Genomic DNA, 23281 nt, shown 5'->3' on the forward strand with positions numbered 1-23281 from the left:
CGCCGGCCCCTGCGCGCCCGCGGGTGGTGGGGCCGTGACGATGCCCACCACCCGTCAGGCCATCCGCGGTCATCGGGCACGGGCCGTCCGGTCCGCTGGATAGGCTGGCGGCATGGACAGACCTGTGATCGGAGTGGTGGGCGGCGGCCAGCTGGCGCGGATGATGGCGCCCCCGGCGACGGAGCTGGGGATCGAGCTGCGCGTGCTCGCCACGTCGGCCGACGAGTGCGCCGTCGCCGCGGTGCGCACGTTCGAGATCGGCGACCACCGGGACCTGGACGCCCTGCGCCGGTTCGCGGCCGACGTCGACATCCTCACCTTCGACCACGAGCACGTGCCCACCGAGCACCTGCGGGCCCTGATCGCCGACGGCGTGTCCGTGCACCCGGGCCCCGACGCCCTCGTCAACGCGCAGGACAAGCTCGTGATGCGGGCGGCCGTGGACCGGCTCGGCCTGCCCAACCCCGCCTGGGCCGCCGTCGACGACGTCGACGCCCTGATCGCCTTCGGGGACGCGACCGGCTGGCCGGTGATCCTCAAGACCCCCCGTGGTGGGTACGACGGCAAGGGCGTCCGCGTGATCGACGACGCCGACGCCGCCCGCGACGCCGCCGACTGGTTCGCTGATTCCTCGGTCGGGGGCGGCCCGCTGCTCGCCGAGGAGAAGGTCCCGTTCAGCCGCGAGCTCTCCGCCCTGCTGGCGCGGACGCCGTCCGGCGCGATCGCGTCCTGGCCGGTCGTCGAGAGCATCCAGGTGGCCGGCGTGTGCGACGAGGTGATCGCCCCCGCGCCCGACCTCGATCCCGCCGTCGCGGCCGCCGCGAGTGACGCCGCCCGGACGCTGGCCGCCGAGCTCGGCGTCACCGGCGTCCTCGCCGTCGAACTGTTCGAGACGCCCGGTGTCGGCCCCGGCTTCGCCGTCAACGAGCTCGCCATGCGCCCGCACAACAGCGGCCACTGGACCATGGACGGCAGCGTCACCAGCCAGTTCGAACAGCACCTGCGCGCCGTGCTCGACCTGCCGCTGGGCGCGACCGACGTCGTCGGTGCCGCCGCGGTGATGAAGAACGTGCTCGGCGGCGCCAACCCCGACCTCTTCGCCGTCTACCCGCAGGTGATGGCGGACGCCCCGGCGGTCAAGGTGCACACCTACGGCAAGGGCGTGCGTCCGGGCCGGAAGATCGGTCACGTCAACGCCGTCGCCCCCACCGCGGCAGACCTGCCGGCCGTGCGGAGGGCCGCCGAGGACGCGGCACGCACCCTGGCCGACGGCTCGCCGTCCCCCGATGCCGCGTCCGGCCGGCCTGACGCCGTCACCACCACCGGAGGATCCCGATGACCGCCACCACACCGTCCCCGTCGCCCGGCGCGCTCGTCGGCGTCGTCATGGGGTCGGACTCCGACTGGCCCGTGATGCGTGCCGCGGCCGGGGCCCTGGACGAGTTCGGCATCCCGTACGAGGCGGACGTCGTCTCCGCCCACCGGATGCCGGAGGACATGATCGCGTACGGGCGGGAGGCCGCCGGCCGCGGCCTGCGCATCATCATCGCCGGGGCCGGGGGCGCCGCCCACCTGCCGGGCATGCTCGCCGCGGTCACCCCGCTGCCGGTGATCGGGGTGCCCGTGCCGCTGAAGACCCTCGACGGCATGGACTCCCTGCTCTCCATCGTCCAGATGCCCGCGGGCGTCCCGGTGGCGACCGTCTCGATCGGTGGTGCGCGGAACGCCGGACTGCTGGCCGCCCGCATCCTCGGCGCGGGGACGGACGAGCACGCCGCCCGGCTGCGCGAGGACTTGACGCGTTTCGCCGCGGACCTGCGCGCGAGCGCGATGGCCAAGGGCGAGAAGCTGCGTGGCGAGCTGGGGACGGGCGCCCGGGATGACGGCTGAACGCCGTGACTCCAGCCCGTACCGCTGCGCCGACGCTGAGCCCGTCCATGTCGACCTGAAGGAGCGCCCGTGTTCCGCCTGACCAGCACCATCCGGCCCTACGCGTGGGGGTCGACGACGGCGATCGCCACCCTGCTCGGTCGCGAGCCCTCCGGGGATCCCGAGGCGGAGCTGTGGCTCGGCGCCCACCCCGACTCGCCCTCGGTGATCGCCCCCGGTGAGCCCGCCGCGGGGGCACGGCTGGACGACGTGATCGCCGAGGAGCCCGGTGCCACCCTCGGGACCGCCGCCGCCGAGCGCTTCGACGGGCGGCTGCCGTTCCTCATGAAAGTCCTGGCCGCCGGCGCCCCCCTGTCCCTGCAGGTGCACCCGACGATCGAGCAGGCCGAGGCCGGGTACGCCGCCGAGGACGAGGCCGGCGTGGCGCGCGACGCATCCGAGCGGAACTACCGGGACCGCAACCACAAGCCCGAGATGATCTACGCCCTGAGCGACTTCGCGGCGCTGAGCGGATTCCGGGACCCCGCGGCGACCGCGGGACTGCTGCGCGAGGCGATCGCCATGCTCACGGGCGACGCAGGATCCGGCGCTGAGGGTTCCGGCGCTCAAGGGGCCGGAGTACGTCTGCTCGCCGAGCTCGCCGACCTGCTGGAGGCGGAGGCCCCGTCGTCCGGCGCCGGAGCCTCCGGCACGGACGAGGACCCCCGCCTGCGGCAGGCCTTCGCCCTCGTCTTCGACCGGCGCGAGGACGCGGCACTGTCCGCCGAGGCACTCGCCGGCCTCGCCCCGGGATCGATGTCGGGCGTCGTGTCCCCCGCCACGGCGATCTCGATCGCCACCGCCGCAGACCTGCAGGAGCGCTACCCCGGCGACCCGGGCGTCATCGTCTCCCTGCTGCTCAACCGCGTCAGTCTGCTGCCCGGCGAGGCGCTGTACCTGCCGGCCGGCAACGTGCACGCGTACCTGTCCGGGCTCGGCATCGAGGTGATGGCCACGTCGGACAACGTGCTGCGGGGCGGTCTGACGAGCAAGCACGTCGACGTGCCGGAACTGCTGAAGACCGTGCGGTTCGCCGCCCTCGGCGTCCCGGAGCTGCCCGCGGTGGAGACCGAATGGGGGCAGCGCGTGTTCGCTCCCCCGTTCGACGAGTTCGCCCTGCAGGTCCTCGACTTCCGTGGCGGTACCGGGGACGGCTCGACCAGCGACGACGTGCCCGTCCTGCAGCACGGCCCGGTCCTCGTCCTCGTCACCGACGGCGCGCTCGTGCTGGACTCGCCGAACGGGTCGCTGCGGGTGGCACGGGGGGACGCGGTGTTCATCCCGGCCGCCGAGGCACCCGTGATGGCGCGGGCGGCAGAGCCCGGCACGCGAGCCTTTGCAGCGACGGTCGCCCGGGAGCTCTGAGCGGGAACCGGCTGAGTCAGCGGGTCCCGCCCGAAAGCGGGCCTCTTTGAGGTTGAGCTAGCGGTTCCCGCCCCAATGCGGTGCCCCTCCTACCCGAGTCAGCGGTTCCCGTCCCAAAGCGCTGCTCTTTGAGCACGTGTTCCGGGCGCTGACCGCTGACTCACGCGAGCGGCGACAGCGAGACTGCGGCACTGCCGGGGTGCCCGTCACCCCCGCGGTCCGGCCCGGTGAATTCTGTCGGTGGCGGCGTCCACGATGGGCGCCATGACGGATACCCTGCTCGACGCTCCCGCTCCCCACACCGCCCCCGGCATCCTGCGTGCTCCGACCCCCTCGAGCGGCCGGTCGGAGCCTCCGCTGCCGGTCCGACCGCCGAGCCGTGCGGGGAACGGCACGACGGCGCGGGACCGGTTGGCGATCGCGACGCTGATGGGCGTGGCCTCCCGGCATGCGAGCCGCCGCGACGTCGCGTTCGAGGACGCCGCCGCCGAGGTACGTCGTGCGGCCGACGGTCGGGCCGACCTGCTCGGTGAGGCCGCCGGCGTGTTCGCGGCGATGGGCCGGGCCGACGCCGCCGCCTGGTACGCGAATGCCGCCGCCCACCTGTGCATCGCGGCGGACGGGGACCCCGACGTCGCCCGCGGCCAGGTGGATGCGGTCACCGCCCGGCTGTCGGCACCCCGGCGCGGCGTCGCGGGTGGCCCGCCCACCCACGCTCGAGGAGGTGGCCGGTGAGCCCGGGCGGGATCACCCCACCAGCACGGAGGCGGTCACTCGCCGGGACGCGAGCCTCGCGAGCGCACCCGGGCGATGACCGACCGGGCCGCGGGCAGAGCGCCACCGGCCACACGGCGGGCGGCCGGGACGGCCCCGGCCAGCGCGGCCTTCGCGGCGGGCCGGGCCCGGGTGACGACCTTCCGCGCGAGCGGCATCGCCCGCGCGTAGACCGGGTACAGCGGCGAGAGCGGCAGCTCCCACGTGCCCGTGAGCTGGTCCTCGTGCTGCGCGAACTGCTTCTTGAAGTCCGAGATGCCGTCGTTGAGCAGCCCGTTGAGGTCGTACCGGGTGCACCCGTCGGCCTTCATCTCGGTGAACGCCGCCCACTTGACGCCGTAGTTCGCCCGCGCCTTCTGCCCGGCCGGGGACACGCCACCGTAGAGCTCGAACGCGGTGGAACCGCTGCGGGCGATCCACACGAACGCGATCGGCTCCCCGCCGTCGAAGGCGGCCACGATCGGCGAGTTCTCGCCGAGGAAGCGCCAGATGTCGCGGTAGTAGTCGTCGCTGTGGATCCCGAAGCCGGCGCGGGCCGCGGTGTCGCGATAGAGGGAGAGGATCTTCTCGAGTTCGGCCTCGGTGGCGATCCGGCGGAACTCGAGGTCGCTGCGCAGGTTCTTGCGGACGTTGGCCCGGGTGGTGCGGTGCATCGCGGCCATCAGGTCGTCCTCACTGCGGGTGAGGTCGAGGATGAGGGTACGCGGGATGAGGATCGTGGTGTCGGTGCGGTGGAACCCGGCCGCCGTCAGGCGCGCCTCCCCTGCCGATCCGGCCTCCCAGTCGGGCTCGACGACGAGGGCGACGGAGCCGCGGGTGGCCTTGACGTGGGCGGCGACGGCCTCCAGCACCTCGGCCGCGTGTTCCGGGTCTCCCACCGGCCCGCGGGAGACATAGGCGAGGGAGCGCAGGGGCCACGGCAGCGACCGGTAGGCCACCTCGGCGGCACCGTACGTGGCGGCGGAACCGGCACCGAGCTCGGCCGCGGGGTCGGTGACGAGCAGCCGCTCGACCTCCCAGCCGTGGGCGGCCTTGACCTCGCCCCAGCCCCACAGCTGCAGCGGGTGACCGCCGAGCGCCTCGACGGCCGCGTCCCACGCGGTCCGGTCGTCGATCGGGGTGACGGTCGCGCGGTTCTGGCTCACTGCTCTCCTGGCGGGCTCGGCGGAACGGCGGCCCCGCAGGGCCGCCCGGGCGGCATCCAGCCTATGTCACGCCGGACGACGACGGAGGAACACCCGCCCGGTCAACGAGCCGACCCGACAGCGGGCCGGTTCGACGAGCCGCACCGCACCGGCCTCACCGTCGGCTCAGCGGGCGTAGTCCGTCCACTTCTCGGCCTGGTGCTCCGCCTCGACGAACCGGATGGTGCCGGACTTCGAGCGCATCACGATCGACTGGGTACGGACGGTGGTGTTGCTGTAGCGCACACCGCTCAGCAGGTCGCCGTTGGTGATGCCGGTAGCCGCGAAGTAGCAGTTGTCGCTGGTGACCAGGTCGTCGGTCAGCAGCACGGCGTCGAGGTCGTGCCCGGCGTCGATCGCCTTCTGCCGCTCCTCGTCACTGGTCGGGTGCAGCCGGCCCTGGATCGCGCCGCCGAGCGTCTTGAGCGCGCACGCGGCGACGATGCCCTCCGGGGTGCCGCCGACGCCCATCAGGGCGTCCACGCCGGTGCCCTCGCGGGCCGCGGCGATCGCGCCGGCGACGTCGCCGTCGACGATGAACTTGGTGCGAGCACCCGCGTCGCGGATCTCCTTGACCAGCGGCTTGTGCCGCTCCCGGTCCAGGACCATGACGGTGACCTGGCTGATGCTCTTGCCCAGGGACTTGGCGATCAGGTGCAGGTTCTGCTTGACGGGCAGCCGCAGGTCGACCATCTCGGCGGCCTCAGGCCCGGTGACGAGCTTGTCCATGTAGAACACGGCGGACGGGTCGTACATGGAGCCGCGCTCGGCGACGGCGAGCACCGCGAGGGCGTTGTCCATGCCCAGCGCGGTGAGCCGGGTGCCGTCGATCGGGTCGACGGCGACGTCGACCTCGGGGCCGGTGCCGTCACCGACGCGCTCTCCGTTGAAGAGCATCGGCGCCTCGTCCTTCTCGCCCTCGCCGATCACGACGACGCCGTTGAACCGGACGGAGTGGAGGAAGGCGCGCATCGCGTCCACGGCGGCGCCGTCGGCCTTGTTCTTGTCGCCGTTGCCGACCCAGAACCCGCCGGCGATGGCCGCGGCCTCGGTCACGCGGACCAGCTCGAGGGCGAGGTTGCGGTCCGGCTCGCGGTCCGAGGTGGCGAGCGTCGGGGAGAGCTCGGAGAACCGGTTCTCCGCGTGGTGCGGCTGGGAGAGAGCCTCGACGACCGAGGGGGCGACATCGGCCGGCGTCTGCGGCGCACCGGCGGAGCCGTCACCGGATCCGCCCGTCACGGGTGCGGGCGTCGACGTATCGGTGGTCTTCTCGGACACGGTGACCTCATCTTCGAGTTTCGGGAATGCCGAACGTGCTGCGCGGACGGTTCGATCCTACCCACGGGGCCCGTTCCGGCGGCTTCCGTGACGGCGCCCGACGGCCGGCCGCGGGCCCCCGATGCGGCAGGATGGAGGGTGTGAGCTCCCCCGACCCGGCCCCCTCCACGACCCCGCGCGACCCCGCGGTCCTCAGCGCCGCGCAGGCCAAGCGGATGCGCTCCTCGATCACCGGCCTGCTGATCGCGCTGGCCGTGACGCTGGCGGTCATCATTCCCGTGCTGCTGTTCAGCCCGGGGCAGCGGGCGGAGACCTACCGGCCGGCCGTCGACGTCTCCGGGATCGCCGCCCAGGCCGCTGCCGCCGCGGGATTCCGCCCCGTCTCGGTGATGCCCCCGGGCTGGAGCGCGAACTACGCCCGGTTCAATGCCGGCACCACGACGGGCGTGCCGAACTGGGAGGTCGGCTACGTCAGCGGCGACCAGCAGTTCATCGCCCTCACCCAGGCCGCCGCGCGTCGGGCCAACCCCACCTGGGTCGCCCAGGTGACGGACAACGCGCCGGTCACCTCGGACCGGACCGTCGCCGGGCAACGGTTCGAGCTGCGGGACAAGGCCGGCACCAAGTCGCTGATCGCCACGATCGGCGGGTCCACCGTCGTGCTGCGCGGGCAGGCCTCCGACGCCGCGCTGACCACTCTCGCCGCCGCCGTCGTGGACGACCTGCGGGGCAACGGCACGAGCACGCCGTCAGGAACCACCACAGGCACGTCGAGCACGCCGGCCGCCTCGCCGTCGTCCTCCCCCACGCCTTGACCGACCCGGCACTGGCCCCGGCACCAGCTCCTGCCCGCAGGCCGATCCCCGCGCCGACCGCACCCGTGCCGACCCCCACCGCGGTCCGTCACACGATCCCGGCCGGCTCCGCCGACTCGATATGCTGGCACGCGTGACTTCTTCCCCCAGTCCCGCCGCTCCGGTCGACCCCGCCGAGGCCTGGCAGCGACTCGCGGACGGCAACCACCGGTTCGTCTCCGGGCAGTCGCGCCACCCCAACCAGAACGCCGCCCGGCGCTCCGCCCTCGTCAACGCGCAGCATCCGTTCGCCGTCATCTTCGGCTGCTCGGACTCGCGGCTGGCCGCGGAGATCATCTTCGACGTGGGCCTCGGTGACGTGTTCGTCGTCCGCACGGCCGGTCAGGTGATCGACGACGCCGTGCTCGGCTCCCTCGAGTACTCCGTCGCGGTCCTCGGCGTCCCCCTCATCGTCATCCTCGGCCACGACAGCTGCGGCGCCGTGACCGCGACCCGCGACGCCGTCGACAGTGGCGAGATGCCCGCCGGCTTCATCCGCGACCTGGTCGAGCGGATCACGCCGTCCGTGCTGACGGCCAAACGCGAGGGTCACGACGACCTGACCGGCATGATCGACGAGCACGTCCGCCAGACGGCGTCCCGGCTCGCCGACAGCTCCCGCGTCATCGCCGAGGCCGTCGAGGCCGGCCGCACCGCCGTCGTCGGCGTCAGCTACCGCCTCGACGAGGGGACGGCCAGCGTCGTCTCCTCGACCACGCCGCTGACGACGGGCTGACCGCCGCCGGCGGCCGCAGATCCGACCCGCCCGTTCACGACGACGTCGACCGGGCCACCACCCACCGCCACCACGAGGAGACACCGGTGTCCGACACCCCCGAGTACCGCATCGAACACGACACGATGGGCGAGGTCCGCGTGCCGGTCAACGCCCTGTACCGGGCGCAGACCCAGCGGGCCGTCGAGAACTTCCCCATCTCCGGCAAGACGCTCGAGCGCAAGCACATCGAGGCGCTCGCCCAGATCAAGAAGGCCGCGGCCCGCGCGAACGCCGAGCTCGGCGTGCTCGACGGCGACCTGGCCGACGCGATCGCCGACGCCGCCGACCAGGTGGCCTCCGGTGCGTACGACGGCGACTTCCCCATCGACGTGTTCCAGACCGGTTCGGGCACCTCCTCGAACATGAACACCAACGAGGTCATCGCCGAGCTCGCGACCCGCGCCCTCAAGGCCGCCGGCTCCGAGAAGACGGTCCACCCGAACGACCACGTCAACGCCTCGCAGTCCTCCAACGACGTGTTCCCCACCTCGGTGCACGTCGCCGCGACCAGCGCCCTGCTGAACGACCTCATCCCGGCCCTGACCTACCTGGACGCGTCGCTCGGCCGCAAGGCCGCGGAGTTCAAGGACGTCGTCAAGTCCGGCCGCACCCACCTGATGGACGCCACCCCGGTGACCCTCGGCCAGGAGTTCGGCGGCTACGCCGCGCAGGTCCGTTACGGGATCGAGCGGATCGAGGCGTCGCTGCCGCGCGTCGCCGAGGTGCCGCTCGGCGGCACCGCCGTCGGCACCGGCATCAACACCCCGGCCGGCTTCCCGCAGAAGGTCATCGCGATCCTCGCCGAGGAGACCGCGCTGCCGCTGACCGAGGCCCGCAACCACTTCGAGGCGCAGGCCAACCGCGACGGGCTGATCGAGGCCTCCGGCCAGCTGCGCAACATCGCCTACTCGCTGATCAAGATCAACAACGACCTGCGGTGGATGGGCTCGGGCCCCAACACGGGCCTCGGCGAGATCGCCATCCCCGACCTGCAGCCGGGCTCGTCGATCATGCCGGGCAAGGTGAACCCGGTGATCTGCGAGGCCGCGATCCAGGTCGCCGCGCAGGTGATCGGCAACGACACGACCATCGCGCTCTCCTCGACCAACGGCGCCTTCGAGCTGAACGTCGGCATCCCGGTGATGGCCGCGAACCTGCTCGAGTCGATCCGCCTGCTCGCCAACACGGCGCGGGTGATGGCGGACAAGATGATCGACGGCATCGAGGCCAACGTCGACCGCGCCCGGTTCCTGGCCGAGGCGTCCCCGTCGATCGTGACGCCGCTGAACAAGTACATCGGCTACGAGAACGCGGCGAAGATCGCGAAGAAGGCCGTCGCCGAGGGCCTGACCGTCCGCGAGGCGACCGTGGCGCTCGGCTTCGTCGAGCGCGGCGAGGTCACCGAGGAGCAGCTGGACGCGGCGCTGGACGTGACGACGATGACCGGGCCGAACGCCTGATCAGCACCCGCACCCACTCCGCCCGAACGGCGGCCGGTTCTCCGGCCGCCGTTCGGCGTCCCGGGGAGGATGCCGACGCCTCACCGGGTGGGTGCTCAGTGCGGGTTGCTGCTCAGCCGGTCGCCCGATCAGTCCCGCGCGAAGACGGGCACGCCGGTGGCGGTCAGCGCCGTCTGCAGGCGCCACCGCTGGTGCGGGGGCACCGAGTCGGGCAGGTCGTCGACGGCGTACCAGCCGACGGCGAGCGACTCGTCGTCGGCCACCCGCGCCTCCCCCGCCACGTACCGGCAGCGGAAGGTCAGGTCGAGGAACTGGGCCCGGTCGCCGTTGGGGAAGGTCACCGGCCGGCCCGCGCTGATCGAGGCCAGGTGCTCGACGCGCGCCACGACGCCCGTCTCCTCCGCGACCTCCCGCACCGCGCCCACGGCCGGCTCCTCCCCGGGGTCGAGGATCCCGGTGATCAGCCCCCACTGGCCGTTGTCCGCGCGCTGCCCGAGCAGCACCCGCCCGTCGTCGTCGAGGACGACGGCGCTCACCCCGGGCATCCAGATCAGGTCGGTGCCGAGCTTCTCGCGCATGGTGAGGATGAAATCGGGGACGGGCATGCGGCCAGTCTAGGAGCGCCCCACACCTGTGCCTGCGCGTGCGTCCGCACCGCCGACCCGGTCGCCGCGGTCAGGGCGGGCGGGCTCCAACCGACCGTGAGCCAGGGAATACCGCCGCTGCGGCCGCGGTGCCAGACTGGCAGGCGAGACCACCCGTCGTGCACGAACGGAAGGAACCGCCATGGCCCAGAAACTGGCCGAGCAGATCGTCGAGCAACTCATCAACGCCGGGGTCCGCCGGATCTACGGGATCGTCGGGGACAGCCTGAACCCGATCGTCGACGCGGTCCGCGCCAGCGGCGGGTCCGCCCGTGGCGGCATCGACTGGGTGCACGTGCGGCACGAGGAGGCCGCCGCCTTCGCCGCCGCGGCCGACGCGCAGCTGACCGGCGAGCTCGCGGTCTGCGCCGGATCCTGCGGACCGGGCAACCTGCACCTGATCAACGGGCTGTACGACGCCAACCGCTCCGGGGCGCACGTGCTCGCGATCGCCTCGCACATCCCGAGCTCCCAGATCGGCACCGGGTTCTTCCAGGAGACCCACCCGGACCGGCTGTTCACCGAGTGCAGCGTCTACAGCGAGCTGATCTCGACGCCGAAGCAGTCGCCGCGCGTCGTCCACGCGGCCATTCAGCACGCCCTCGCCCTGCGCGGCGTCTCGGTGATCACCCTGCCCGGGGACGTCGCGGACGAGATGGCCACCGCGAAGGCGCCGGCCCCGGCGACCTTCACGCCCGGCATCCTGTATCCGGACCCGGAGAGCCTGGCGGCGCTGGCTGCCGCGATCGACGCGGCGGACAAGGTCGCGATCTTCGCCGGCGCCGGCGTCGCGGGCGCGCACGACGCCGTCATCGACCTCGCCGCGAAACTGAAGGCCCCGGTCGGGCACTCCCTGCGCGGCAAGGACTTCATCCAGTACAACAATCCGTACGACGTCGGGATGACCGGCCTGCTCGGGTACGGCGCCGCGGCGGAGGGCATCCACGACGCGGACCTGCTGATCCTGCTCGGCACCGACTTCCCGTACGACCAGTTCCTGCCGGACACGAGGACCGCCCAGGTGGACCGCGCGGCCGAGCACATCGGCCGGCGCACCGACGTCGACGTCGCGGTCAACGCGGACGTGCTGCCCACGCTCGAGGCGCTGCTGCCACTGGTGCGGGAGAAGACGTCGAGCCGCTTCCTCGATGCAACCCTGAAGCGGCACGACAAGCTGATGAACAAGGCGGTCGGCGCCTACACCCGGCGGGCGGACCGGCTCGTGCCGATCCATCCCGAGTACGCCGCGTCGATCCTGGATCAGGTGGCCGACGACGACGCGATCTTCACCGCCGACACGGGGATGGGCAACGTGTGGACCGCCCGGTACATCAACCCGCTCGGCACTCGCCGCCTGATCGGCTCCTACCTGCACGGGTCGATGGCCAACGCCCTGCCGCACGCGATCGGCGCGCAGGTGGCCTTCCCCGACCGGCAGGTGATCGCGGTCTCCGGCGACGGTGGCCTGTCGATGCTGCTCGGCGAGCTGATCACCGTGGCCGCGTACCAGCTGCCCGTGAAGGTGATCGTCTTCAACAACTCGACGCTCGGCATGGTCAAGCTCGAGATGCTCGTCGACGGGCTGCCCGACTTCGGGGTGGACGTGCCGATGGTCGACTTCGCGGCCGTCGCGGCCGCGCTCGGGTTCCACACGGCGCGGGTCGAGGACCCGAAGGACATCGAGAACGCCTACCGGGAGGCCTTCGCCCACGCCGGGCCGGCGCTCGTGGACATCGCGACCGATCCCAACGCCCTGTCCATCCCGCCGAAGATCACCTCCGAGCAGGTGTTCGGGTTCGCGACGGCCATCAGCAAGGTGGTGCTCAACCGGGGCGCCGGCGAGGCCGTGAGCATGGCTCGATCCAACCTGCGCAACATCCCCCGCTGACCCCTCCCGTTCCACGCACCACCTCTGCCAGCTCGTCACCAGATGCTCCATCCGACCCCGATCCGAGGGGCGATGGGACATCTGGTGACGAGCTGGCGTCGTTTCCGGGCGCAGGCGCGGCAGGCCCGGGCGCGGCAGGCTTCGGCGCGGTCAGGCGGCCGGGACGAGGACGAGAGCGACGACGGCCCCGGCCAGCATGAACGGCCCGAACGGGATGGCGCTGCGCCAGCGGGCTCGCCCCGTCAGCAGCAGCAGGACGCCGCCGAGCCCCCCGAGCAGGAAGGCCAGCACCGTGCCGGCCGCGACGTGGGCCCAACCGGCGGCCCCCAGGTGCAGCCCGAGCAGCGCGGCGAGCTTGACGTCGCCGAAGCCCATGCCGGGCGGATGGATCAGGCGCAGCAGCAGGTACCCGGCGAACAGGACCACCCCGGCGCCCAGCGTGCGCACGATGCCGCCGACGGCGTCCGCGGCCGGTCCTGCGACGGCGAACGCCGCCACCCACAGCACGGCGGAGACCGCGATGCCGGGCAGCACGAGCCGGTCCGGCAGCCGGTGCTCGCGCACGTCGACCACGGTGAGCACGGCCGCGAGGGCGAGCAGCACGGCGCAGGCCAGCGCCGCCAGCACCCCCGCCAGCGGATGCGCGGCGGCCAGCTCAGTGAGCCGGCCCGGCATCGTTCCCCCACGCGTTGTCCCACGTCACTACGGGCGTCTCCCCCGACATGAGCGCAGCCTACCCGGCGACCTGCCGCCGCGTCCGGGCACGGAACGCGCCTGTGGACGACTGCGACGAGCGGCCCGGTGAGCCGGGTGTCGAGCGCGCCGGTGGCGAGCAGGCGGGACGGGGCGGCGCCGCCCGGGGAGTCGATCGCCGGGGCGACGGCAAGGGCCGCTGGCTAGACTGCGCTCATGTCCGTCCCCCCGTCCCGGGAAAGCCCACAGACGCCACCGGAGCAGCAACGCGAGGAGCGGCCCGACCCCGGGCACGCCGATCCGGTGGCGGCGGCCCGTTTCCGCCGCCTGTGCCGGTCCTCGCCGTGGCGGTGGCGCAGTCTGCGGTTCCAGCTGGTGCTGCGCGCCGGGCTGGATCCCGTGGAGGTCCTGGTCCGCCGGCCGCTCGCGCTTCGGATCGTCGCCGCCGGCGGGGACGTCGTCTACGCGAGCACGGCCGCCCGCCCGGGCACGGGCAGCTACGCCACCACGGCGCGGCGCACCTCCTGGCTGATGGCTCCGCACCTGGTCACGCCCGGACGGGACCCGGAGGGGCTGGTCCGTCGTCGCCCCGAGGCCGCCTACGGGGAGCCCTGGTACGACGACCCGCGCCTCGCCTCGGCCCTGGACCCCGCCCAGCTGGCCGGCAATGCCCCGGCCGCCGCGGAACTGCCACACGCCGAACCGGTCACCATCCACGCCGTGCGCGAGACCGCGCACGAGGGCCGGCCCGCCCTGGAGGCTGTCGTCTCCCCCGGCCACGCCTACCGCGTCGCCGACCCCGCCGCCGCCCTGCTGGGCCCCGGCCGCAGCACCGTGCGGATCGACGTCGCGACCGGGGTGTGCGTGCTGGTGCAGCCGGAGGACGACGCCGCGCCGGCACTGTGGCTGCGCATCCTCGCGACCGACGAGTACGCGGGCGACGACGAGTTCGCCGGCGTCCCGTGACCACGCCCCCGACACCCCGGACGCGACGGGCCGCCGTCCCGGTGCCCGAGCCGACCCTCCGGGAGGAGCTGCGCCGGCACACCGCCCGCGTCGTCCTGCCCCCGATGCTGCTCGTGGCGCTGATGTGGGTGGTCGAGATCGTCGACGTGATCCTGCCGCTGCGTCTGGACGCGTTCGGCATCCGGCCCCGCCAGCTGGACGGACTGTGGGGCGTGGTCACCGCGCCGTTCCTGCACGTGGGCTTCGCGCACCTGATCGCCAACAGCGGGGCGTTCCTCGTCCTCGGGGTGCTGGTGGGGCTGGTCAGCGGCCGGTTCTGGACGGTGTTCGCCGGCGTCACCGTGCTCGGTGGCCTCGGCACCTGGCTGATCGGCGGCAGCGGCAGCGTGCACGTAGGGGCGAGCGGGGTCGTCTACGGCTTCGCGGCGTTCCTGCTCGCCTACGGCCTCGCGGCCCGGCGGCTCGGGCCGGCCGTCGTCGCGCTCGTCGTGGTCCTGGTCTACGGCGGGCTGGCCGCCGGGGTGCTGCCGCTCAACCCGTTCGTCTCCTGGCAGGGACATCTGTGCGGTGCTCTGGCCGGCGCGGTCGTCGGCCTGGTGCTGGGCAGACGAACGCGCGAGCGCACCTGAACGCACCTGAACGCACCTGAGCCGGAGTGCCGGCGAGACCGCCGACACCCCGGCCCGGGGTGGTGCGCGTCAGAGGTCGATGCCCTCCAGCAGCTCGGTGACCAGCGCCGCGATCGGGGACCGCTCGGACCGGGTCAGGGTGATGTGCCCGAACAGCGGGTGCCCCTTGAGGGACTCGACGACGGCGGCGATCCCGTCGTGCCGACCGACCCGCAGGTTGTCCCGCTGGGCGACGTCGTGTGTGAGCACCACCTTCGAGTTCAGCCCGATCCGGGACAGCACCGTCAGCAGCACGTTCTTCTCGAGCGACTGGGCCTCGTCCACGATCACGAACGCGTCGTGTAGGGAGCGGCCGCGGATGTGGGTCAGCGGCAGCACCTCGAGCATCCCCCGGTCGATGACCTCCTCGACGACCTCCTGGGAGACGAGCGCACCGAGGGTGTCGAAGACGGCCTGAGCCCAGGGGCCCATCTTCTCCTGCTCGGAGCCGGGCAGGTACCCGAGCTCCTGGCCGCCGACGGCGTACAGCGGACGGAACACCACCACCTTCCGGTGCGCCCGGCGCTCCAGCACGGCCTCCAGTCCGGCGCACAGGGCGAGCGCGGACTTGCCGGTGCCGGCGCGGCCGCCGAGGGAGACGATGCCGACGGTCTCGTCGAGCAGCATGTCGATCGCGAGGCGCTGCTCGGCGGAGCGGCCGTGCAGGCCGAACACGTCGCGGTCCCCGCGCACCAGCCGCGCGGTCCCGTCCGCCTGGACGCGCCCGAGCGCGGAGCCCCGCACCGAGGTCAGGACGAGATTGGTGTTGACCGGGAGCGCGGGCTCACCGGCGACGCCGTCGAGGGCCACCGGTTCGTGATCGTAGAGCGCCGCCATCTGCGCCTCGTCGAGCGTCACCTCCGCGGTCCCCGTCCAGCCCGAGTCCTTGGGCTGCTCGTGCAGGTACTCCTCCGCGGTCAGGCCGATGGCCGAGGCCTTGACCCGCATCGGCAGGTCCTTCGAGACGACCGTGACGTTGTGGCCCTCGTCGGCGAGGTTGCGGGCGACGGCGAGGATCCGGGTGTCGTTGTCGCCGAGCCGGAACCCGGCCGGCAGCACCTCGGCGGAGATGTGGTTCAGCTCCACCCGCAGGGTGCCGCCCTGCTCCCCGAGCTGGACGGGCTCGTTCAGGGTGCCGTGCGCGATCCGCAGGTCGTCCAGCAGCCGCAGGGCCTTGCGGGCGAACCAACCGAGCTCGGGGTCGTGCCGCTTCTTCTCCAGCTCGGTGATGACGACGACGGGCAGCACGACGTCGTGCTCGGCGAAGCTGTAGATCGCGCGGGGGTCCGAGAGCAGCACCGAGGTGTCGACGACGATGCACCGCACCGCCGCGTCGGGCTGATTGGCCAGCGGCCGGTTGCCGCGCGAGGTGCGCGCAGGGCGATCGTTCCGGACGGTGCCCGTGGCCGGTCGCACCGCGCCGGGTTCACCCGTGGACTGCGTGTCGCCGAACTGCGTGTCGGTGGCCTGCGTGTCGTTGGCCTGCGCAGATGACTGCCGTGATGTCACGATTCGCTCCCCGCCCCGGGCCGCGACCGCGACCCGGATCGCTCGTCAGGTCGGATCCGGGACGCTCGGGCGCCGGGCGGGCTGTCGCCCAGCCGTCCGGCCGGCCGCACCACCGCTCGCGAACCCGTCGAGCCGCGCCGGAACGGAGTTCCGCCGGCCCTGTCCGGATCCGAGGATGCGATGCGCCATCGTGAGCCTCCCGCACCGGGCGGCGGTCGTGCCGCCCGATGCACCGAATGTAGGCCGCAGCAGGTCGACATCCGCGCGCCACGCCGTGGCCGGGATGTGAACAGCACGCGACGAGTTGACGACCCGGCCGACCCCGGACGCGGGAACCGGGAACGGTCTCGTCAGGAGCCGAAGCGGCGCTGGCGGCGGGCGTAGTCGCGCAGGGCGCGGAGGAAGTCGATGCGCCGGAAGTCCGGCCACAGCGCCTCGCAGAAGTAGAACTCGCTGTAGGCGCTCTGCCACATCAGGAAGCCGGAGAGCCGCTGCTCACCCGAGGTGCGGATCACCAGGTCCGGGTCGGGCTGGCCGCGGGTGTAGAGGTAGTCGGAGATCTGCTCGACGGAGAGTTCCTCGGCCACCGTGCCCAGGTCCTTGCCGGCGGCCGCGGCGTCGCGCAGCAGCTCACTGACGGCATCGACGATCTCCCGGCGCCCGCCGTACCCGACGGCGACGTTCACGTGCAGCCCGTCGGCGCTGCCGGTCCGCTCGGCCAAAGCCCGCAGCCGGGCCGCGAGGTCCGCGGGCAGCACGTCCGGCGCACCGACGGGGTGCACCCGCACCGTGGGATCCTCGGCGATCCGGTCCAGGGTGTTGCCGATGATGGCGAGCAGGTCGTCCAGCTCCGCGCTGTCCCTGCTGAGGTTGTCCGTGGAGAGCATGTACAGGGTGACGACCTTGATGCCGAGCTCGGCGCACCAGCCGAGGAACTGGTGGATCTTGTCCGCGCCCGCCTGATGCCCGTGCTTCGTGGGGGCGCCGGCCAGGGCCGCCCAGCGGCGGTTGCCGTCGACCATGACGCCGATGTGCTCCGGCAGGGGCGAGCGCGCCACCTGACGGGCGAGACGCTGCTCGTAGAGGTCGTAGAGCGGGGTCCGCCGCGCCGGCCGCTCGTCCGCTCTGCCCACGAGACCTCCTTCTCCGCCCACTCGCTTCTCCACCTGCTCGCTTCCGCTCCCGCTCGTCCTTCACGCTCGCCGCGGGAAGCGAACCTGTCCACACTATCGCGCACCCCGCCGGGTGCCCGGGGACCGTCCGGGTGCGTGCGGCCGGCGCCCAGCCGGTCTCGCTACCATGAGCACGTGCCTTCCCACCCGGTGACCTCCGCCTCCTCGACCGGCCCGTCCGCCCGGCCGGCGTCAAACGAGGCGTCGCCCGCGTCGCCCGGGGACGCCGCCGTCGGCACGGTCGCCGACCTGCTGGAGAAGCCGCGCCTGCGCGGGTGGATCCACCTCGGCATGACGCCGCTGGCGCTGGCCGCGGGCATCGTGCTCATCGCCCTGGCCCCGACCACCGCCACCCGCTGGGCGTCCGCGGTGTTCGCGCTCACCGGGGTGCTGCTGTTCGGCACCAGCGCCGCCTACCACCGCGGCAACTGGGCGCCCCGGACGAAGCTGCTGCTCAAGCGGCTGGACCACTCGAACATCTCGCTCGTCATCGCCGGCACCTACACCCCGATCGCGGTGACACTGCTCAGTCCGTCCCACGGCACCGTGCTGCTGTGGCTGATCTGGTCCCTCGCCGTCGCGGGGGTGGCCTTCCGGGTGCTGTGGACGCACGCGCCGCGCTGGCTGTACGTGCCGACCTACGTGCTGCTCGGCCTGGTCTCGGTCTTCTACCTCGGCGAGTTCTGGGCGGTCAACCCCGCGGTCACCATCCTCATCGGGGTGGGCGGGATCGCCTACATCGTCGGCGCCGTGTTCTACGGGATCAAGCGGCCCAACTTCAGCCGGGACTGGTTCGGCTTCCACGAGCTGTTCCACGCGCTCACGGTCGTCGGATTCACCTGCCACTTCGTCGGCATCATGATGGCGGTCCTCGCCGCCCGCTGACGCTGCGTCCGCAGCTGCCCGTCAGCTCCCCAGCTGCCCGGTTCAACTCCCCAGCTGCGTCCGCAGCTGGGCTTCCGTCTCGGCGGGCAGGTCGCACACCATGTCCCGGCACACGTAGGCCCGGGCGACGCCGCCGGGGCCGGTGGGCCGGCCGCGCAGCAGCGGCACCCGGCTCTCGCGCGCGGACGTCGTCCCGTCCCCGACCGCGAGCACGAGCGCCGGCGCGGGGTGCACGGCGGCGATCTTCCGCAGGGCCGAGCGCATCGTGGAGTCCTGCCCCACGACGGCGATCTGGGTCGGGCCGGCCGCGAGCACGGTCGCCGCGGCGAGGCCCGCGCCCACCACCTGGGGCGCCTGGCCGGCGAGCCGGCCGACGTAGCCGATCAACTGCTCGGCGACCGAGCGGTGGTCGGTCGACCCGGAGTACGCCGAGGCCAGCGTGCACGCGAGGGCGAGGGCGGCGGTGCCGCTGGGGACGGCGTCGTCGAGGGGGTCGACCGGGGCCTCTCCGGCCAGCGCCGCGGGACCGGCGGCACTTCCCTCCTCACCCGCCGCGGTGTCGCGCAGGGCGCCGTCGACGACGAAGCGGTCCAGGGCGGTCTGCAGCAGGAGGATCGCCCGCTCGTACCAACGCTCGTCGCCGGTGGCGGCGGGCAACGCCAGGAAGCCGATCACGCAGTGGGCGTAGTCCTCGAGCTGGCCCTCCCCCGGCTGCACGGTGGCGGTGCCCGACGAGGCGGTCGAGGCGGTGGTCGTCGCGGACATGCGGTGCAGCACCGGAACGCCGGACGAGGAGTCGACGTGCACGTCCCACAGGTAGTCCGCGGCGGCCTCGGCGGCCGCGGCGAACTCCGGCCGGTCCAGGGCGAGGGATGCCTCGCTCAGTGCCGCGATGGCCATCCCGTTCCAGCCGGCGACGACCTTCTCGTCCCGGCCCGGTTGCGGCCGGGCGCGGCGGGCCCGCCGCAGCGCCGGGCGCACGGCCTCGAACAGCGCCCACTCCTCGCGGTTGATCTCCAGTCGGGGATGCAGGGGCCAGCCGTACTCGGTGGGCTGCGGGCCGGTGCCCACGTTCATCAGCACCGCCACCGCCTGCGCGTCGTCGTCGCCGATGGCGTCGGCGAGCTGCGCCGGCGTCCACACGGAGGTCAGCCCCTCGAAGTGATCGCCCGCCAGCTCGGTGTCCGCGTCCAGCGAGGACGCGAAGCCGCCGCCGGGCAGGGCCAGTTCCCGGATCATCCACTCAGCGGTCTCGGCGGCGATCCGCGCGCCCAGGTAGCCTTCGTGCCGGTGCCGGGCCCCGAGGCGGGACCACTGCAGGTAGACCTGCAGCAGCTGCGCGTTGTCGTAGAGCATCTTCTCGAAGTGGGGCACCGACCAGTCCGCCGTGACGGAATAGCGGGCGAAACCGCCCTCGAGCTGGTCGTACAGCGCGGAGGAGGCCATCGCCGTGAGGGTGCGGGCGAGCAGGTCCTCGGCAATCTGCACGGCCGACTCGCCGCCGGAGGAATCGGTGGAGGCAGCGGTGGCGGAACCCGTCGAGGCGTACCGGGCCAGGAACGAGAGCAGCGGCGTGCCGGGGAACTTGGGGGCACCGCCGAAGCCGCCGTGCACCGTGTCCTCGGTGGCCGCGAGCGCCTCGACGGCCTCGGCGAGCACGCCCGGGCGGAGCAGCGAGCCGGTGCTGGTCGTCGCCTCGCCGGTGAGGTCGAGCTGGCCGATCAGATCGCGGTTGACGGCCTGGGCGCGGCCGAGGCTCGTGGCGAGGGACTCGGCGGTGGCCTCGAGCTCGGAGCGTCGCTGGTCCCACGCCTCCTGGACGGCGACGAGCAGCTGGCTGAACGACGGGCGGCCCGCGACGGGACGGGGCGGGAAGTAGGTGCCGGCGTAGAAGCAGCGGCCGTCGGCGTCCGTGAACACGGTCATGGGCCAGCCGCCCTCGCCGGTGAGCGCCTGGGTGGCGGCCATGTACATGGCGTCGACGTCGGGATGTTCCTCGCGGTCGACCTTGATGGCGACGTAGTGCTCGTTCAGGTAGGCGGCGACGCCGGCGTCGGAGAACGACTCGGCGGCCATCACGTGGCACCAGTGGCAGGCGGCGTAGCCGATCGAGACGAGGACGGGCACGTCCCGCTCGGCGGCGGCGGCGAACGCCTCGGGGCCCCACGGCCACCAGTCGACGGGATTGTCGGCGTGCTGCCGCAGATAGGTGGAGGCGCTGCCCGCCAGCCGGTTCACCGCTGGGTCCGCCCGGGATCGCCGGTCACGGGTCCGGAGCCGTGCCGGCCGTCGAAGGGCTCGTCGCCGCCCGGTCGACCCGAGCCGCCCGAACCGCCCGAGCCACCCGGACCGCCGGTGTCACCGGGGCCGTCGGACCCGCCGGCACCCGGTCCCTCGCCGCGCTCCGCGGCCGCCATCTCGTCGAGCATGGCGCGGTGCCGGATGCGGCGCAGCCGCTTGTTCATGGAACGGATCAGCAGCAGGCCGGCCACCGCGAGGGCGAAGGTCACGATGAAGCCGAGGGTGCCCGGGGTGACCTGGTCGAGAGAGAGCCCCGGCTTCAGTCCCCCGTTCCCCGGCGTGGGCGTCGGGGTGGGCGTGGCGGCCAGGACGGAGCTGAGGAACATGGGGGCTTTCTCTCGTGCGGTCCCGGCTCGTCGCCGGGTCGTGGACGGAGGAACCGCCCCGGGCGGGAGAGGTCCCGCTGCCCCTCCATGGTAGTCGCCGGACCTCGACACTCCTCAGCGCCGGACCCGGTCCCGGGGTCCGGCCCCGGATCGCCCTCAGGCGGCGGACTCGGGCTCGATCCCGGCGAACAGGTCGGTCTCGGGCAGCTCGGTGGGCACGCGGGCGTCGATCAGCGTGTACTCCTCCCAGGGCCACACCTCCCGCTGCAGGTCCAGCCCGGCGGCGAAGAAGAACCCGTCGGGGGCCACCTGCGAGCGGTGGGACTTCAGCGCGGCGTCACGGGCCTCGAACCAGTCGGCGCACTCGATCCGGGTGGTCGTCTCGTGCGTGAGCCCGGGAGGCGGGTTGCCCTCCGCGTCGGTCTGCATGCGCTTGGCGATCCACTCGGCGAACGGCGACTCGATGCCCCGCTCCTCCATCGCCTCGTGCAGCGTCGTGAAGCGGGCCGGGTTGAAGGCGCGATCGTAGTACAGCTTCGACGGTGCCCAGGCTTCGCCCGTGCCCGGGTACCGGTCCGGGTCGCCGGCGGCGTGGTAGGCCTCGACGGCCACCCGGTGCGCCATGATGTGGTCCGGGTGCGGGTAGCCGCCGTTCTCGTCGTAGCTGACGATGACGTGCGGACGGAACCGGCGCACGAGGCGCACGAGCGGCGCGGCGGCGCGCTCGAGGGGCATCATCGCGAAGCTGTGCTCGTGCAGGTCCGGCGGCGGGTCCCCCTCGGGCAGCCCGGAGTCGGCGAAGCCGAGCCACTGCTGCTCGATGCCCAGCGCCGCGGCCGCGTTGGCCATCTCCACCCGGCGCAGGCCCGGCAGGTCCCGGTGCGCACGGGGCTCGGACGCGAGCGCCGAGTTGAGGATCGAGCCCTGCTCGCCACCGGTGCAGGTGGCGACCATGACGCCGGCGCCGGCGTGCACGTACTTCGCCATCGTCGCGGCGCCCTTGCTGGACTCGTCGTCGGGGTGGGCGTGCACGGTGAGCAGCCGCAGCGAGCCGGGGGGAACGGATTCGGGCACGTGGGACTCCTGGACGATTCGGGTGAGCGCCGGCGACGTCGTGCGTCGCCGGGTCGTCCGCCGAAGGGCGGGCAGGTCATCGGTCCGCGGTGGCGTCCGGACGACGTCGCAGCCGCCGGAGCGGTCCGGGGACCACGTCGCTGCCGGGATAGGCTGGAGACGCCCTCCCGGGCCGGTGCCGCCGCCTCCCGGCGAGCGGCACGCCCAACCATCCGTGACCGCGAATTGAGAGCGCCCGCGTGAGCACCCCCGAGTCGATGACCAGTCCCACCTTAGTCACTCGCTACGGAGCGCCCAAGCGCCGCCTGGACCGCCGCGGCCGGCGGCTGACCATCGTCCTCGCGCTCGTCGTCGCCGTCGTCGCGACCGGGGTGGTGGCCCTCGTGCTGAACCGGCCGACCCTCTCCCCGAAGGACGTCGGCTTCGCCGTGCACGGCCCGTCCTCGATCACGGTCGACTTCGACGTCGCCGTCCCGTCCGGTATGCGGGGGCGCTGCGCCGTGCAGGCCCTGGACGAACGCTTCACGGTGGTCGGCTACACCGAGGTCGACGTGGCGGGCACCGATGACGCTCCGGGCTCGGCCCACCGCGTGAACCTGCGCACCACCTCCCTGGCCGTCAACGGCGGCGTCGACCGCTGCTGGTCCCTTCCCTGACGGTCTCCCGCTGACCCGTCTGCCGCTGACCGGTCTGCCGCCGGGACGCCTCCTGACGAGGCCGGATGCAACCGTCCCGTGTGACGCGCCGGTGCTCGTGGCACCCGTCGATACCGCGTTCCCCGCGCCGGCTCGGTAGAATGGTCGGAATACGCTTCGCCCCGCTGGTGAAGGTGATGGTCGTGATCCAGGATCGCGTGACCGGCACCGGCGGGGTTCCTTTTTTGGGCGACCGGCACCGCGCCGGCGACCCCGATCGGACTCGGAGCGTCCCCGCACCGGCCCCCGTGGCCGGCCGACGGCCACCCGCATGACAAGGAGTATCGCGTGACCACGAACAGCGCCGCCTCGTCCCCCTGGCTCACCCAGGACGCCTTCGACCGCCTGCAGTCCGAGCTCCAGTACCTCTCGGGTCCCGGTCGCGCCGAGATCGTGGCCCGCATCGAGGCGGCCCGCTCGGAGGGCGACCTGAAGGAGAACGGCGGCTACCACGCGGCCAAGGACGAGCAGGGCAAGACCGAGGCCCGCATCCGGCAGCTGACCGAATTGCTCCGCAACGCCCACGTGGGCGAGCCGCCCGCCGACCACGGCGTGGTCGAGGCCGGCATGATGGTCACCGCGAAGATCGCCGGCGACGAGGAGACGTTCCTGCTCGGCAGCCGCGAGGTCGCGGTCGGCACGGACCTGGACGTCTTCAGCGAGAAGTCCCCGCTGGGTGCCGCCATCCTCGGCCTGAAGAAGGGCGAGTCGACGCACTACACCGCCCCCAACGGCAAGGACATCGCCGTCGAGATCGTCGACGCCAAGCCCTACACCGGCTGAGTCGCCACCCGACGCACGCGAGAACGGCCGGTCACCCCGCGGGGTGACCGGCCGT

General features: G+C 73.2%; 22 protein-coding genes. 13 read left to right on the forward strand and 9 right to left on the reverse strand.

Annotated elements, in window-relative coordinates; genetic code table 11:
* The first annotated feature begins 112 nt into the window (after nucleotides 1-112).
* The 4 genes from BGP79_RS14340 to BGP79_RS14355 all read left to right on the forward strand — a co-directional run bounded on the left by BGP79_RS14340 (nucleotide 113) and on the right by BGP79_RS14355 (nucleotide 4029).
* Entirely contained in the window at nucleotides 113-1339 is a 1227-nt protein-coding gene (locus tag BGP79_RS14340; RefSeq protein ID WP_076696626.1) for a 5-(carboxyamino)imidazole ribonucleotide synthase, read from the forward strand.
* The gene (gene purE, locus BGP79_RS14345) at nucleotides 1336-1890 is read left to right on the forward strand and encodes a 5-(carboxyamino)imidazole ribonucleotide mutase (protein WP_076696628.1); all 555 of its coding nucleotides are present in this window, start codon (nucleotides 1336-1338) and stop codon (nucleotides 1888-1890) included. Before BGP79_RS14340 ends, purE begins: the two co-directional genes overlap by 4 nt.
* Nucleotides 1891-1959: 69 nt before the next feature.
* A complete protein-coding gene (gene manA / locus BGP79_RS14350) occupies nucleotides 1960-3294 on the forward strand; it encodes a mannose-6-phosphate isomerase, class I (RefSeq protein WP_076696630.1) in 1335 nt (444 codons plus the stop codon).
* A 264-nt stretch (nucleotides 3295-3558) separates the two neighbouring features.
* Nucleotides 3559-4029 (forward strand): hypothetical protein, encoded by a 471-nt coding sequence (locus BGP79_RS14355; RefSeq protein WP_076696632.1) that lies wholly within the window; start codon nucleotides 3559-3561, stop codon nucleotides 4027-4029.
* A gap of 35 nt (nucleotides 4030-4064) precedes the next feature.
* On the opposite strand, the gene BGP79_RS14360 is transcribed toward BGP79_RS14355, so the two are convergent.
* Both BGP79_RS14360 and glpX read right to left on the reverse strand, forming a co-directional pair.
* Nucleotides 4065-5213 carry a peptidoglycan bridge formation glycyltransferase FemA/FemB family protein gene (locus tag BGP79_RS14360; protein WP_076696634.1) on the reverse strand — a complete coding sequence of 383 codons (1149 nt, stop codon included), beginning with the start codon at nucleotides 5211-5213 and terminating at the stop codon, nucleotides 4065-4067.
* A gap of 165 nt (nucleotides 5214-5378) precedes the next feature.
* Complete coding sequence (gene glpX / locus BGP79_RS14365; protein WP_233121560.1) at nucleotides 5379-6530, reverse strand: class II fructose-bisphosphatase; 1152 nt, start codon at nucleotides 6528-6530, stop codon at nucleotides 5379-5381.
* Nucleotides 6531-6670: 140 nt separating this feature from the next.
* Between glpX and BGP79_RS14370 the strand changes: the two genes are divergently transcribed.
* The 3 genes from BGP79_RS14370 to BGP79_RS14380 all read left to right on the forward strand — a co-directional run bounded on the left by BGP79_RS14370 (nucleotide 6671) and on the right by BGP79_RS14380 (nucleotide 9622).
* The gene (locus tag BGP79_RS14370) at nucleotides 6671-7345 is read left to right on the forward strand and encodes a DUF4245 domain-containing protein (RefSeq protein WP_158067198.1); all 675 of its coding nucleotides are present in this window, start codon (nucleotides 6671-6673) and stop codon (nucleotides 7343-7345) included.
* Between the two features lie 121 nt (nucleotides 7346-7466).
* Nucleotides 7467-8120, forward strand: coding sequence for a carbonic anhydrase (locus tag BGP79_RS14375; RefSeq protein WP_076696638.1), 654 nt, complete (start codon nucleotides 7467-7469; stop codon nucleotides 8118-8120).
* An 86-nt stretch (nucleotides 8121-8206) separates the two neighbouring features.
* Entirely contained in the window at nucleotides 8207-9622 is a 1416-nt protein-coding gene (locus BGP79_RS14380; RefSeq protein ID WP_076696639.1) for a class II fumarate hydratase, read from the forward strand.
* A 128-nt stretch (nucleotides 9623-9750) separates the two neighbouring features.
* On the opposite strand, the gene BGP79_RS14385 is transcribed toward BGP79_RS14380, so the two are convergent.
* Complete coding sequence (locus tag BGP79_RS14385; protein ID WP_076696641.1) at nucleotides 9751-10227, reverse strand: NUDIX domain-containing protein; 477 nt, start codon at nucleotides 10225-10227, stop codon at nucleotides 9751-9753.
* Between the two features lie 181 nt (nucleotides 10228-10408).
* Here BGP79_RS14385 and BGP79_RS14390 point away from each other — a divergent pair, with 181 nt between their 5' ends.
* Complete coding sequence (locus tag BGP79_RS14390; RefSeq protein ID WP_076696643.1) at nucleotides 10409-12154, forward strand: pyruvate dehydrogenase; 1746 nt, start codon at nucleotides 10409-10411, stop codon at nucleotides 12152-12154.
* 150 nt (nucleotides 12155-12304) lie between these two features.
* Here the strand turns inward: BGP79_RS14390 and BGP79_RS14395 are convergent, their stop codons facing one another.
* Nucleotides 12305-12829, reverse strand: coding sequence for an A24 family peptidase (locus BGP79_RS14395; protein ID WP_076696645.1), 525 nt, complete (start codon nucleotides 12827-12829; stop codon nucleotides 12305-12307).
* 234 nt (nucleotides 12830-13063) lie between these two features.
* Between BGP79_RS14395 and BGP79_RS14400 the strand changes: the two genes are divergently transcribed.
* On the forward strand, nucleotides 13064-13813 hold the full coding sequence (locus tag BGP79_RS14400) for a hypothetical protein (protein ID WP_143588441.1): 750 nt from the start codon (nucleotides 13064-13066) through the stop codon (nucleotides 13811-13813).
* A 41-nt stretch (nucleotides 13814-13854) separates the two neighbouring features.
* On the forward strand, nucleotides 13855-14442 hold the full coding sequence (locus BGP79_RS14405) for a rhomboid family intramembrane serine protease (protein WP_076697114.1): 588 nt from the start codon (nucleotides 13855-13857) through the stop codon (nucleotides 14440-14442).
* A 69-nt stretch (nucleotides 14443-14511) separates the two neighbouring features.
* On the opposite strand, the gene BGP79_RS14410 is transcribed toward BGP79_RS14405, so the two are convergent.
* The gene (locus BGP79_RS14410) at nucleotides 14512-15831 is read right to left on the reverse strand and encodes a PhoH family protein (protein WP_076697118.1); all 1320 of its coding nucleotides are present in this window, start codon (nucleotides 15829-15831) and stop codon (nucleotides 14512-14514) included.
* A gap of 509 nt (nucleotides 15832-16340) precedes the next feature.
* The gene (locus tag BGP79_RS14415; protein WP_076696649.1) at nucleotides 16341-17123 is read right to left on the reverse strand and encodes an isoprenyl transferase; all 783 of its coding nucleotides are present in this window, start codon (nucleotides 17121-17123) and stop codon (nucleotides 16341-16343) included.
* Nucleotides 17124-17297: 174 nt separating this feature from the next.
* Between BGP79_RS14415 and BGP79_RS14420 the strand changes: the two genes are divergently transcribed.
* On the forward strand, nucleotides 17298-18047 hold the full coding sequence (locus BGP79_RS14420; protein WP_369800225.1) for a hemolysin III family protein: 750 nt from the start codon (nucleotides 17298-17300) through the stop codon (nucleotides 18045-18047).
* 42 nt (nucleotides 18048-18089) lie between these two features.
* Here BGP79_RS14420 and BGP79_RS14425 read toward each other — a convergent pair whose 3' ends face one another.
* The 3 genes from BGP79_RS14425 to mca form a co-directional block, all read right to left on the reverse strand.
* Entirely contained in the window at nucleotides 18090-20285 is a 2196-nt protein-coding gene (locus tag BGP79_RS14425; protein WP_076696653.1) for a thioredoxin domain-containing protein, read from the reverse strand.
* Nucleotides 20282-20674 carry a hypothetical protein gene (locus BGP79_RS14430; protein WP_076696654.1) on the reverse strand — a complete coding sequence of 131 codons (393 nt, stop codon included), beginning with the start codon at nucleotides 20672-20674 and terminating at the stop codon, nucleotides 20282-20284. The genes BGP79_RS14425 and BGP79_RS14430 overlap by 4 nt, the downstream gene beginning before the upstream one ends.
* Before the next feature lie 156 nt (nucleotides 20675-20830).
* Nucleotides 20831-21748: a mycothiol conjugate amidase Mca gene (gene mca, locus BGP79_RS14435; protein ID WP_076696656.1), complete on the reverse strand. Its 918-nt coding sequence runs from the start codon at nucleotides 21746-21748 to the stop codon at nucleotides 20831-20833.
* Between the two features lie 239 nt (nucleotides 21749-21987).
* On the opposite strand from mca, the gene BGP79_RS14440 reads away from it, so the two are divergent.
* Both BGP79_RS14440 and greA read left to right on the forward strand, forming a co-directional pair.
* Entirely contained in the window at nucleotides 21988-22404 is a 417-nt protein-coding gene (locus tag BGP79_RS14440) for a DUF4307 domain-containing protein (protein WP_083701956.1), read from the forward strand.
* A gap of 327 nt (nucleotides 22405-22731) precedes the next feature.
* Complete coding sequence (gene greA, locus BGP79_RS14445; protein ID WP_076696658.1) at nucleotides 22732-23226, forward strand: transcription elongation factor GreA; 495 nt, start codon at nucleotides 22732-22734, stop codon at nucleotides 23224-23226.
* Nucleotides 23227-23281 lie beyond the last annotated feature (55 nt).

The sequence above is a fragment of the Tersicoccus sp. Bi-70 genome, from assembly GCF_001968825.1.
Lineage (GTDB): Bacteria > Actinomycetota > Actinomycetes > Actinomycetales > Micrococcaceae > Tersicoccus.

What these genes read in the sequence shown, in the direction of transcription:
- BGP79_RS14340 (WP_076696626.1), top strand. Translation starts at nt 113, where the DNA reads ATGGACAGACCTGTGATCGGAGTGGTGGGCGGCGGCCAGCTGGCGCGG.
- purE (WP_076696628.1), top strand. Translation starts at nt 1,336, where the DNA reads ATGACCGCCACCACACCGTCCCCGTCGCCCGGCGCGCTCGTCGGCGTC.
- BGP79_RS14355 (WP_076696632.1), top strand. Translation starts at nt 3,559, where the DNA reads ATGACGGATACCCTGCTCGACGCTCCCGCTCCCCACACCGCCCCCGGC.
- BGP79_RS14375 (WP_076696638.1), top strand. Translation starts at nt 7,467, where the DNA reads ATGCTGGCACGCGTGACTTCTTCCCCCAGTCCCGCCGCTCCGGTCGAC.
- BGP79_RS14385 (WP_076696641.1), bottom strand. Translation starts at nt 10,227, where the DNA reads ATGCCCGTCCCCGATTTCATCCTCACCATGCGCGAGAAGCTCGGCACC.
- BGP79_RS14390 (WP_076696643.1), top strand. Translation starts at nt 10,409, where the DNA reads ATGGCCCAGAAACTGGCCGAGCAGATCGTCGAGCAACTCATCAACGCC.
- BGP79_RS14395 (WP_076696645.1), bottom strand. Translation starts at nt 12,829, where the DNA reads ATGCCGGGCCGGCTCACTGAGCTGGCCGCCGCGCATCCGCTGGCGGGG.
- BGP79_RS14400 (WP_143588441.1), top strand. Translation starts at nt 13,064, where the DNA reads ATGTCCGTCCCCCCGTCCCGGGAAAGCCCACAGACGCCACCGGAGCAG.
- BGP79_RS14430 (WP_076696654.1), bottom strand. Translation starts at nt 20,674, where the DNA reads ATGTTCCTCAGCTCCGTCCTGGCCGCCACGCCCACCCCGACGCCCACG.